General features: G+C 78.5%; 6 protein-coding genes. 5 read left to right on the top strand and 1 reads right to left on the bottom strand.

The genetic code is table 11. The features are described from left to right. Nucleotides 1-64: 64 nt before the first annotated feature. On the top strand, nucleotides 65-1804 hold the full coding sequence (locus tag H6H00_RS30140) for an ATP-binding protein (RefSeq protein WP_185718999.1): 1740 nt from the start codon (nucleotides 65-67) through the stop codon (nucleotides 1802-1804). A gap of 41 nt (nucleotides 1805-1845) precedes the next feature. On the opposite strand, the gene H6H00_RS30135 is transcribed toward H6H00_RS30140, so the two are convergent. Continuing rightward, nucleotides 1846-2616, bottom strand: a complete 771-nt coding sequence (locus H6H00_RS30135; protein WP_185718998.1) for a VOC family protein — start codon at nucleotides 2614-2616, stop codon at nucleotides 1846-1848. Between the two features lie 63 nt (nucleotides 2617-2679). On the opposite strand from H6H00_RS30135, the gene H6H00_RS30130 reads away from it, so the two are divergent. The 4 genes from H6H00_RS30130 (at nucleotide 2680) to H6H00_RS33035 (ending at nucleotide 12067) form a co-directional block, all read left to right on the top strand. Further along, nucleotides 2680-3834 (top strand): exonuclease SbcCD subunit D, encoded by a 1155-nt coding sequence (locus H6H00_RS30130; protein ID WP_185718997.1) that lies wholly within the window; start codon nucleotides 2680-2682, stop codon nucleotides 3832-3834. Continuing rightward, complete coding sequence (locus H6H00_RS30125; RefSeq protein ID WP_185718996.1) at nucleotides 3831-7199, top strand: AAA family ATPase; 3369 nt, start codon at nucleotides 3831-3833, stop codon at nucleotides 7197-7199. Before H6H00_RS30130 ends, H6H00_RS30125 begins: the two co-directional genes overlap by 4 nt. Further along, nucleotides 7196-8173 carry a hypothetical protein gene (locus tag H6H00_RS30120; protein ID WP_185718995.1) on the top strand — a complete coding sequence of 326 codons (978 nt, stop codon included), beginning with the start codon at nucleotides 7196-7198 and terminating at the stop codon, nucleotides 8171-8173. The genes H6H00_RS30125 and H6H00_RS30120 overlap by 4 nt, the downstream gene beginning before the upstream one ends. A gap of 2832 nt (nucleotides 8174-11005) precedes the next feature. Next, nucleotides 11006-12067: a DUF3558 domain-containing protein gene (locus H6H00_RS33035; protein ID WP_439653260.1), complete on the top strand. Its 1062-nt coding sequence runs from the start codon at nucleotides 11006-11008 to the stop codon at nucleotides 12065-12067. Nucleotide 12068: the final 1 nt, after the last annotated feature.

The following is a 12068-nucleotide window of genomic DNA, read 5'->3' as shown; positions in this document are numbered from 1 at the left end:
CCGTCGTGGAAGGTCGACAGTAGGGGGCGGGGGAGCGGGGGTCGAGGGTCACTAGGCTCGCCGCGTGTCGTCCCCGCCCCCTCCGCCGTCCGTCGGCCTCGTCGTCGGCACCGAGGACTCCACGCCGCTGCAGTTCTCCGTGGCGCTGCGGCCGGGGGAGTACCTGCAGCTCGACGACGTGGTGCTCACGCAGCGGTCGGTGTCCGGGCACGGGGCCGTGACGACGTCCGGGGTGGTCACCGAGGTGCGCGCGCGGCACGAGGGCGCGCAGTACGGCTCCGACGTCTTCCTCATCGACGACGGCGTGCTGCCCGCGCAGGTGCAGGAGATCGCCGAGGTCACGACGACGCGGGTGGAGCCCGAGGTCTACGTGCCGCCGATGCCCGGGTCGCTCGTCCGCCGCGCGACCGGGCTGGAGCGCGCGCAGGCGCTGTACTTCGACAAGATGGACCTCAAGGTGCCCGTCGGGCTCGGCCGCGACGGCGAGCCGATCTACGTCAACCTGGAGTTCCTCGACGGCACGCGCGGCGGGCACGTCTCGATCAGCGGCATCTCCGGGGTGGCGACGAAGACCAGCTTCGCGCTGTTCCTGCTCTACTCGATCTTCCGGTCCGGGGTGCTCGGGCGGCGCGCGGTGAACGCGAAGGCGCTGGTGTTCAGCGTGAAGGGCGAGGACCTGCTGTTCCTCGACCACGCCAACGCCAAGCTCGACGACGAGCAGCGCGCCCGCTACGCCCGCCTCGACCTGCCCGCCTCGCCGTTCTCCTCCGCCGGGTTCTTCGCCCCGCCGACGCCCGACGACCCGTCCGGCCGCCCGTACGTCACGGGCCGCACCAGCGGGGTGGCCGCGTTCTGGTGGACGCTGGCCGAGTTCTGCTCCGGCGAGCTGCTGCCGTTCGTCTTCGCCGACGCCGAGGACGAGCGCAACCAGTACACGATGGTCATCCACCAGGTCGCCGCGCGCCTGCGGCGGATCGCCACCCCGGCCGCCGACGGCGCCGTCACCGTGGAGGGGCAGACGCTGCGCAGCTACGACGCGCTCGTCGAGTTCGTCGCCGACCGCCTCGGCGACGAGGACGCCCGCCGCGACTGGGCCGGCCCGGTCACCGGCATCGGCACGATCAACGCGTTCCTGCGCCGGCTGCGCTCCTCGCTCAAGCCGCTGCGCACGATCGTCCGCGGCGACCTCGCCGATGCGCCCGGGCGGCGGGTGAGCACGGAGAACCAGCAGGTCACGGTCGTGGACCTGCACAACCTCCCGGAACGCGCCCAGCGGTTCGTCGTCGGCGTGGTGCTGGCCGCGGAGACCGCGCGCAAGGAGCAGGCCGGGTCGGCAGGGCTGCTGTTCACCATGATCGACGAGCTGAACAAGTACGCGCCGCGCGAGGGGTCGTCGCCGATCAAGGAGGTGCTCCTCGACATCGCCGAGCGCGGCCGCTCGCTGGGCATCATCCTCATCGGCGCGCAGCAGACCGCGTCGGAGGTGGAGCGGCGGATCGTGTCGAACTCCTCGATCAAGGTGGTGGGGCGGCTCGACCCCGCCGAGGCCGGGCGCCCCGAGTACGGCTTCCTCCCGCCGTCGCAGCGGGCCCGCGCGGTGCTGGCGAAGCCGGGCACGATGTTCGTCTCGCAGCCCGAGATCCCGGTGCCGCTGGCCGTCGAGTTCCCGTTCCCGGCCTGGGCGACCCGGCTCTCGGAGAGCGCGGGCGCCCCGGCGGCGACGAACGGCCACTCCGCGACGGCCTCGCGCGACCCCTTCGCCCGCCTCCCGGTGGGCGCGGACGACGACGACGCCCCGTTCTGACGGGGCTCGCGCACGGCCGCGTCCCGGCCCGGGCGCCGGGGTCATGACTGCGGCATCCCTCCGTGCAGGGCGAACGCGGTGCCGAAGGGGTCCGCCACGACGCCCATGCGGCCGAAGGGGGTGTCGACGGCGTCGCTGAGCACCGTGCCGCCGCCCGAGGTGACCGCGGCCAGCGCCGCGTCGACGTCGGCGGCCATGAAGTAGACGAGCCAGTGGCTCGGGGTGCCCTCGGGGGCGCCCATCATGCCGCCGATGCCGCCCGCGATCTCGCCGCCGACGGAGAAGACGGCGTAGTCCTCGGGGGCGCCGGGGACGGAGCCGTAGGTCCAGCCGAAGACCGACGCGTAGAACTCCTGGCCGGCCCCGGCGTCGGTGAGCCGGGCGTCCTCCCAGATCAGCGAACCGGGTTCGTTGTAGACCTCGGCCCCGATCATCCCGGCCGCCTGCCAGATGCCGAACGCGCCGCCCGCGGCGTCGAACGCGACGGCCATCCGCCCCGTGCCGGGGACGTCGAACGGCTCGACGGCGACCGTGCCGCCGTGCTCGGTCACCAGCTTCGCGGTGGTGTCGACGTCGTCGCTGGCCAGGTAGAGGGTGGACCCCGGCGGTTGGCCGGGCTGGACGGGAGCGATCGCGGCGGCGCTGCGGCCGCCGACCTGCGCGAGCGTGTAGTGGCCGAACTCCTCCCCGGTGTCGACGAACTCCCACCCCAGCACCGCGCCGTAGAAGGCGGTGGCGGCGGGCAGGTCGGGAACGGCGATGTCGACCCAGCAGGGGGTGCCGGCGGGCCATGCGGTGTCTCGTGTGCTCATGGCGGAGAGGGTGGCACCGACCCCCGACAGAACGCGTCGGCCGTCGGGTGGAATCGTCGGCCCATGCGCTTCCTGCACACCGCCGACTGGCACGTCGGCAAGACGCTGAAGGGCCACTCGCGGCTCGAGGAGCAGGAGCAGGTGCTGCGCGAGATCGTCACGATCGCGCGGGAGCAGCAGGTCGACGCCGTGCTCGTCGCGGGCGACCTCTACGACACCGCGGCCCCGTCGGCGGAGGCGCAGAAGCTCGTCATCCGCACGCTGATGGGGCTGGCCAGGGACGGCACGCAGGTCGTCGCGATCGCGGGCAACCACGACCACGCCCGGGCCCTGGACGCCTACCGCCCGCTGGCCCAGGAGGCCGGGATCACGCTGGTGGGGGAGGTGCGCACGGCCGACAAGGGCGGTGTCGTCGGCTTCACCGCCCGCTCCACCGGGGAGCGGGTCAACGTCGCCGTCCTGCCGTTCCTGTCGCAGCGCTACGCGGTGCGCGCGGCCGATCTCGTCGCGCAGACCGCGGGGGAGAACACGAACGCCTACGACCAGAACCTGCGCGACGTCCTCGGCACCCTCACCGCGGGCTTCGAGGACGGCGCGGTCAACCTGGTCATGGCCCACCTGACCGTGCTCAACGGGCGGTTCGGCGGCGGGGAGCGCACCGCGCAGTCGATCTTCGAGTACGCCGTTCCCGCCGGCATCTTCCCCATCGAGGCGCACTACGTCGCGCTCGGGCACCTGCACCGCCGCCAGCGGATGGAGGCCCCGTGCCCCGTCCACTACTCGGGTGCGCCGCTCGCCGTCGACTTCGGCGAGCAGGAGAACGAGCCCGTCGTCTGCCTGGTCGAGGCCACCCCGACGACGCCGGCGCGGATCACCGACATCCCCGTCACGTCGGGCCGGCGGCTGCGCACCGTGCGCGGCACCGTCGCGGAACTGTCGGTGCTCTCTGCCACCGTCGGCGACGACTGGCTGAGGGTGTGGGTGACCGAACCCGCGCGGGCCGGGCTGCGGGAGGAGGTCACGGCGGTGCTGCCGAACGCGCTGGAGGTGCGGATCGACCCGGACTTCGCCGCGGTCCCCGAGGCGTCGCGGCCGTCGGGCGGGGGCGCCGAGCGGAGCCCGGCCGAGCTGTTCTCCGAGTACCTGGGCACGCGCGGCGTCGCCGATCCGCGGGTCGAGTCGCTGTTCCGCACGCTGCACGACCGGATCTCCTCGTGAGGCCGGTCCTGCTGGAGCTCGACGGGTTCGCCTCGTTCCGCGAGCGCACGGTCGTCGACTTCACGGGCGCGGAGTACTTCGCGCTGGTCGGGCCCACCGGCTCGGGCAAGTCCACGATCATCGACGCGATCACCTTCGCCCTCTACGGCTCGGTGCCGCGCTGGGACAACCAGCGCACGGTGTCGCTCGCGCTCGCGCCGACGGCCGGCCGGGGCACCGTCAAGCTCGTGTTCGACGTCGGCGGGGCGCGCTACGTCGCCGCGCGCGAGCTGCGGCGGGCCGCGTCGGGGTCGGTGTCGGTGCGCTCGGCCCGGCTGGAACGGCTGCGCGACCCGGCGGGCACGGCGGGCGTCGACGAGGAGACCGACCCGCTCGCCGACGGCGCCGGGGGCGTCACCGCGGCGGTGGAGGAGCTGCTCGGCCTGCCCTTCGGCGACTTCACGACCTGCGTCGTGCTGCCCCAGGGCGACTTCGCGGAGTTCCTGCACACCGAGCCGCGCAAGCGCCAGGAGAAGCTGGTGCGCATCCTCGGGCTGGGGCTCTACGACCAGATCGCGCGCGAGGCCAACAGCGAGTCCGCCGCGCAGCGCCAGCGCGCGGAGGTCCTCGCCGAGCAGCTCACCGGCTACGCCGACGCCACGCCGGAGGCCGAGGCGGCCGCGCAGCAGCGGGTCGATGCGCTCGTGGCGCTGGCCGGGCGGGTCGACGCGCTCGTGCCGCAGGTCGAGGCGGCGGCGGCCGAGCAGGCCGCGGCCGAGGCCGACGCGGCCCGGATCCGCGCGGAGGGCACGGTCCTCGCGGCACTGGCGGCCCCCGACGGGCTGGCCGACCTCGACGCCCGCCGGTCCGCCGCGGCCACCGCGCTCGCGAGCGCCGCCGCGGCCCACTCGTCGGCGGAGGCCGCGGACGGCGACGCCCGCGACGCGCTGGCGCAGGCCCCCGAGCGCGGGCCGCTGGAGCTCGTCCGTTCCCGGCACGCCGAGCTCGCCGCGCTCACCGGCGACCTGCCCGGCCTGCGCGACCGCCACGCGAAGGCGCTGGCCGCCTACGACACCGCCGCCCGCGACGCCGCCGACGCCCGCACCGCGCTCGACACCGCCCGCACCGCCCGCGACGCCGCCACCGCGGCCGCGGCGGCCGCCGCCGACACCGTCCGTCGGGTCGTCGCCGAGCGCGACGGGCTGCGCGCGCTCGCCGTCCCCGCCGGGCTCGACGCGCTCGGTCGCCGTCGCAGCGCCGCCGTCGCCGCGCTGGCCGAGGCCGACACCGCGCTCGCCGCGGCGGAGTCGGCCGACGCCCGGGCCCGCGAGGTCCTCGACGCTGCCCCCGCCCGCGGCCCGCTGGAGCAGGCGCGCCGCGAGCACGCCGACCGGGCGTCGCTCACGGGGGAGCGGGAGTCCGCGCTCGCGGCCCGGGCCGACGCCGAACGGGCCGTCGCGGCGGCGGCGGAGCAGGTGCGGGCGGCCCGGCACGCCCTCGACCACGCCGAGGCCCGCCGGGCCGCGGGCCAGCGCGCCGACCTCGCCGCCGCCCTGCGCCCGGCGCTCGTGGTGGGGCAGGCGTGCCCGGTGTGCGAGCAGGCCGTGGCGGCGCTGCCCCCGGCCGCCGTCCCCGCCGACGCGGGAGCCGAGCAGGCCGTCGCCGACGCGGCGGTCGCGCTCGACGCCGCGCGCGCCGCGGAGGCCGCCGCGTCAGCGGCGCTGGCGCGGGCGGCGGCCGAGACCGACCGGCTCGACGCCGCGCTGCACCGGCTGCGGCCCGAACCCGACGCCGCCACCGTCGAACGCCGGCTCGCGGGCCTCGACGAGGCCGAACGCGCGGCCCGCGAGGCCGACACCGCCGTCCGCGCCGCGCGGCGGGCGCGGGAGGCCGAGGCCCGCGAGGTCGACGCCGTGCGGGCCGACACCCAGGACGCCGCCGCCGCGCTGCGCACGGCCCGCGACCCGCTGGTGCCGTTCGGGGCGCCCGCCGTGCCCGACGACGACGTGCTGGCCGGCTGGACCGCGCTCGTCGGGTGGGCGGCGGAGCAGGCCGCAGCCCGCGACGGCGCACTGACCGCGGCCCGGGCCGCCGTGGCCGCCGCCGACGGCGAGTCCGACGCCGCCGGGAGCGCGCTGCACGCGGCCGACCGCGCTGCCACCGAGCGCCGGGACGAGGAGACCGCCGCCGCGCGCGCCGAGCAGGAGGCGCGCGGCGCCGTCGACGCGGTGCAGGCGCGCCTCGGCGAGCTGCGCACCGCGCTGGACGGCGCCCCGTCCGACGCCGACGCCGCCCGCGCCCTGGAGCGGCGCACGGCCCTGGAGGACGCCGCGCGCACCTCCGACGCGGCCCTGCGCTCCGCCCGCACCGCCCTGCGCGCGGCGGAGCGCGACGCGGCGCAGGTGGCCGACGAGGTCGGGGCGGCCTGGGCGGCGCTGCGCGCGGCGCGCGACCCGCTGGTGCCGCTCGGGGCCCCCGCCGTCACCGGCGACGACCTGCGCGCGGCCTGGGACGCCCTCGCCGGGTGGGCGAGCGGCGCGGCGGCCGAGCGGCGCACCGCCTGGGCCGCGGCCGACGCCGCCGCCCGGTCGGCCCGGGAGGCGCGCGACGCCGCGGTGCGCGCCCTCGTCGACGACCTCGCCGCCCACGACCTGGACCTGCCGCCCGCCCGGCCCGACGCCTCGCGCACCGACCCGGGTCCCGCGCGGCCGCGGGAGCGCGCGGAGGCCGGGACCGGGCCCTCGGTCGACGCTGCGGCCGCCCGGCCCGCGGTGGCCGCGGCCGTCGAGCGGGCCCGGGGTGCGCACGCCCGCCTGGCCGAGCGCCGCGCCACCGCGGCGCGGATCGGCGCCGACCGCGACGCCGCCGAGGAGTCGCAGCAGGTCGCGAAGATGCTCGGCGGCCTCCTGCGCTCCGACGGCTTCCCCCGCTGGCTGGTGGCCTCGGCCCTCGACGCGCTGGTGGCCGACGCGTCCACCAGCCTCGCGGAGCTGTCCGGCGGCCAGTTCGCGCTCACCCACGACAACGGGGAGTTCCTGGTCGTCGACCACGCCGACGCCGACGCGAAGCGCCCGGTCAAGACGCTGTCCGGCGGGGAGACGTTCCAGGCCAGCCTCGCGCTCGCACTCGCCCTGTCCGCGCAGATGTCCGGGCTCGCGGCCCGCGGGGCCGCCCGGCTGGAGTCGATCTTCCTCGACGAGGGGTTCGGCACCCTCGACGAGGCCAACCTGGAGGTCGTCGCGAGCACCCTGGAGAACCTCGCGGCCCGCGGCGACCGGATGGTCGGGGTCGTCACGCACGTCCCGGCGCTGGCCGAGCGGGTGCCGGTGCGGTTCCGGGTGGCGCGCGACCAGCGGACGTCGTCGGTCACGAGGGAGAACCTGTGAGATTCACCGTCGATCCCTGGGACCCCTCGTACGGCACGAGCGTCGGCACCGACCTGGAGCCGTCGCGGGTCGAGGCCGTGGTCGGGCTGGAGCGGCCCGTCGAGCAGTGGGGGCCGATCGACCCGCAGGTCGGCCTGCTCGCGCCGTCGCGGGTGCTGTTCGTCGACGGGGTCCGGCGCACCGACGCGCAGGTCTGGGTCGACGAGGGCGGGGGCGTCGCCTCGCCCGCGCTGTGCGCCTCCTACGCCGCGGGCGTCGTGTGCTGCTGCCCCGACGAGGGCGCGCACCTGGTCCGCGCCGACGTCCGGCGCAGCCTGGTCACGAGCTCGGCCGACGGCGTCGACGTCGTCACGACGGCGGGCACCTACTCCTGCACGCGCGTCGAGTCCGGCCGCCCGGGGGAGGACCCGGGCACCGCGCTCAGCGTCGCGGTGCAGACGCGGATGCAGGAGACCGAGTTCCTCGTCGCCTCGGGCGTGCGCGATGAGCACGGCGACGACGACGACCTGGTCGTCGTCGACGGGGCGCTGGGCCGGCTGCACCTGCCGCGCGCGCTCGGCCTGGTCAAGACGCACGCGCGCACCTACCTGCCGGCCGACCTCAACGGCGTCGTCGCCGCGCTGGGCCCCGGACGGCGCACCCCGGTGTTCCGCCTCGAGCAGCCCGAGAGCGACCGCGCGCTGCACCGCCACACCTGGTACCTGCGGCTGCCCGGCCCGCCGGGCGCCCCGTGGGCGGGGATCGTGCGGATCGAGTGCGGCGGCGAGCTGCCCGCCGAGCTGGTGGTCGCGCTGGCCGACCTCAGCCAGGTGACGCTCCCGCGGTTCGCCTCCGTCGCCTACAAGGACTCCCGGGCGCCGCAGAACCTCTACCCGATCGCCGGGCTGGAGCGCGCGCTGCGCCGCCGCCTGGGCGAGCCCGCGCTGCTCTACCGCGCACTGCGCCGGGCGGCGGGCGTCCCGGTCCCGGCGTGAGCCCCGCCGCGCCCACGGCCGCCCGGCTGCTCGCCGAGGTCGACCGGCTCGACCCCGACGAGCGCACGCACCAGGTCGTCGCACTCGCCCGGTCCCTGGACCCGGCCGACCGGGCCCGCCTGCTCGCCGACCTCGGCGTCGGTGACGCCCACGCGGCGGGCCTGGCCGTCACGATGGCGGTCGCGGCGGGCGACGCCGCGCACCTCGCCGCGGCCACCGGGTCGGTGCACCCGGGTGTCCGGGCCCGCGCGCTGGGCGCCGCCGCCCTGCCCGCGGACGCCCTGGCCGTGGTCGCGGAGCACGGATCGCTCGCCGACCGCACGCGGGTCGCGGCCCGGCTGCGCCGCGGCGGGCACGAGCCCCTCGCCGACGCGCTGCTGCCGACGGTCCGCCGCCGCTACGGCGACGCGGCCGCGGCGGCGCTGCTGCCCGGGTGCTCCCCGCCCGTCGTCGCGGACGGGCTGCCGGAGCTCGCCCACGCCGTGCGCCGGTGGGGGGCGCTGGTGGCGCGCCATCCGCAGGCGGTGACCGCGCACGCGGTCGCCGAGCTGGAGGGTCGCGGCACCGAGCGCCGGGCGGTGTGGTGGGCCGGGGCCGGGCCGCTGCTGGGCGCGTTGGTGCGACGGCGTCCCGACGCCGTCCTCGACCTCGCCGAGCGCCTGCTCACCGGGCCCCTGCCGCCTGCCCTGCTCGCCGCGCTGCACCGGCTGCTCGCCGTCGACGGCTCCCGGGTGGTCGCGCTGCTCCTCGCCGACCCCGACCGGGTCGCCCAGCTGGGCCGGTCCCCGCTCGGGCGCTCGGCCCGCACCCGGCTCGCCGCGCTGCCCGACGCCGACCTCGGCGCCCTGCTCCGGGCGTCCGGCCCGAGCCACCGCCTGCTGCTCGACGTGTTGCGCGGCCTCGCGCCGCACCGGCGCGCGGCGGTGCACGACCTCGCCCACGCCGGGCGCGACCGCGGCCTCGACCTGCTCGGCGACGACGAGCTCGCCCTGCTCCCGCACGCCCGCCGGCACACCGAGGCCCGCCGGATGCTCGCCCTCGTCCGCGACGACCCGGCCACGACGCTGCGGGTGAGCGCGTGGCTGCCGTTCCCGGAGGCCCGCCCGGTGCTGGAGGCGGCCACCCGCGGCGCCGACGCGTCGCTGCGCGCCACCGGTTACGAGCTGCTGGTCCGGGCGGCCGCGGCCACCGGTGACCCCGCGACGGTCACCGCGGTGCTCACCGGGCTGCGGCGGATCCCGAACGAGCAGGACCCGGTCCGGGCCCGGGTGCTCGGGGCGCTGGCCCGGGTGCGTCCCGAGCTGGTCGAGCCCGCCGCCCTGCCCGCCCTCGACGCGCTGGTCACCGCCGCCGTCGACGCCCGCGACACCTCCGGCGCGACCCGCTCGGCGCTGCACCACGTCGTGTTCGGGCTGCTCGGGCACCCGTGGCCGGACGGGTCGGCCGTCGCCGCGTGGGCCCTCGACGCCGCCGACCGCCTCGGCGCGTGGCGCCACGACGCTCTGCTGGGCCCCGCCCTGCTCGCCCTGCCGCGCGGCCGGGAGCGCGCCGTCGTCGCGCGGGTGCTGCCGCGGCTGCGGTCGGCGCTGCGCCGCGGCGAGCCGACGGCGGTGCTCGGCCTGGTCGCCGGGCTGGGCCGGCGGGCCCGGGACCTGCCGGAGCTGCAGGCGCTGGTCGCCGAGGCCACCACCGTCCGCGACGACCACGTGCAGCGCCGCGCCGTCGCCGCCCGGCTCGACGCCCCGGGCACCCGGCTCGCGCGGGCGGAGGAGCTGGTCGCCCGTGACCGGTCGCTGATCACGCTGCCGCCGGTGCTGGCCGTGCTGGCGCGGCACCGGCCCGCCCGCGTGCTCGAGTCGGCGGGGAGGCGGCTGCGCGGGCGGTTCGGCACCGGTGCGGCCTGGTGGCTCCCCGACCTCACGGCCCGCGACCTGCGGCGCTGGAGCCCGCGGCAGGTCGAGGCCCACCGCGGGCTGCTCCGCAGGGCGCTGGCCGATCCCGGGACGGTGCGGCACCGGCGCGCGGCCGTCGCGGGGCTGCTGGCCGAGCTCGCGCCCACCGCCGTCGACGACCTGCTCGCCGATCCCGACGTGCTCGTCGCGGAGGCGGCGCTCACCGGGCTCGGCCGGGCCGCCGACCCCGAGGCGGGCATCGGGCGGCTGCTGGGCGGCATCGCCACCGACCGCGCCCGGGTCGCCCTGCCCGCCGCGGCCCGCTGCGCACGCGACCTCCCGCCCGCCCGGCTGGCGGTGCTGCTGCCCGGCCCGGCGTCGGCGGCGACGGTCACCGCGCGCAAGGAACTGGTCCGCTGGCAGCAGGCGTTCCGGCCCGAGGGCGCCCTCGACACCCTGCTCGCGGCGTGGCCGGGCGGGCACCGCGACGTCCGGATCGCGGTGCTGACCGCGCTGCGCCCGTGGTTCGGCGACGACCGGGTCGCCGCCCTGTACGCGCAGGCGGGCGAGGGCGAGCGGGACCTCGCGCTCGCCGTCCTCGCCGCCGTGCCCGGCCGGACCGCACCCGCCCTGCGCCCGCGGTACGCCGCGCTGGTCCGGCGGATCACCGCCCACCCCGAGCCGGACGTCGCGCGGGCCGCGCTCCACGCCCTCGGGAGGTGGGTGCCGTGGGACCCGGGCGCCCGGGACGCCCTGCACGACGCCGTCACCGACCTCCGCACCACCGCCGTCTGGTCCGCCGCGGCCGGCACCGCCCTGCGGCCCGGCGTGTGGACGGAGCTCCCCGCCCTCCTCCCCGCGATCGTCTCCACCCTGCTCGCCGCCACCGGCACCGGACCGGCCCAGCCCGGCTCCGGCCAGCCCACCTCCGGCCAGCCCGCTGCCGCCGAGCCCGCTGCCGACGCCGCCACCACCGACCCCGCGACCGACCCGCCGGGCTCCGGCGGCGCGCGGCGGCGCGACCGCCCGGCCGGGCAGCGGCTGGACCGGATCGTCGCCGGCCTCGCCGCCCGCGGCGCCGTCGCCCGGCGGCATCCCGGCCCGGTCCGCGAGGTGGCGGCCCTGCTGGCCGCCGACCCGGCGACGCTGCCCGCGGCGGCCCGGCTGCTCGCGGTGCTGGCCGCCCCCGGACCGGGCCTCGCCGACGACCTCACCGCGCTGGCCGCGCTCGTCGCCGACCGCCCGGTGGTCGCGGCCGCGGTGGGCCCGGCGCTGGAGACGGCGGCGTGGCCCGCGGCCGACGCCCTCGTCGGGGTGGACGTGCTCGTCGCAGTCGACGGCCCGGCGGCCGGGCTCCTCGCCGTCGCCGTGGTGGCCCGGGTCGGCCCCCGCACCGGCTGGACCGGCGACTGGCTGCAGCGGGTCGACGCCCTGCGCGCCCACCCCGACCCCGACGTGCGGGCGGCCGCGGACGGGATCGTCACCGCGCCCGAGTAGGGCGGATGTCCCGAAAGCGCCACGGGCGGCGGGGTCCGGCTGCCACCATCCGCCGATGAGGATGATCACGATGCTGACGGTGGCCGCTCTGGTGCTGGCCGGGGCCGGGTGTGCGCGGGGCGCGTCCGGGCCCGACCTCGGTGCGGTCGCCCCGTGCGACCTGCTCACCCCCGCCCAGGTCGCCGCCGCCGGACTCGGGCCAGGGCGAGCCGCCGACGCGGGACCGGTGCGGTCCTGCTCGTGGCGGCAGGAGGGACCGGCGTTCACCGTGCCGGTGCTGCTCACGGTGGCTCCCGGCGCGGGGCTCGACGAGTTCCGGTCGGCGTACCCGGGCGGGGAGTTCGTCGACGACGAGATCGGTGGCTTCGCAGCCCTCCGGACGTCGGGTGAGGGCTGCTCGACCGTCGTCGACGTCGGATCGGGGGTGCTCGCGGTGGCCGGAGCGGCCGACTGCGACGGCCAGCGGGAGATCGCGGAGCTCGCGCTGGCGAACCTGCCGGGCTGAG

The organism is Pseudonocardia petroleophila, assembly GCF_014235185.1.
GTDB lineage: Bacteria > Actinomycetota > Actinomycetes > Mycobacteriales > Pseudonocardiaceae > Pseudonocardia > Pseudonocardia petroleophila.
Note: the sequence above shows the minus strand (reverse complement) of the source record. Positions and strands in the feature narration are given on the sequence as shown.

Coding starts and splice junctions, on each gene's coding strand:
- H6H00_RS30130 (WP_185718997.1), top strand. CDS start 2,680: ATGCGCTTCCTGCACACCGCCGACTGGCACGTCGGCAAGACGCTGAAG.
- H6H00_RS30135 (WP_185718998.1), bottom strand. CDS start 2,616: ATGAGCACACGAGACACCGCATGGCCCGCCGGCACCCCCTGCTGGGTC.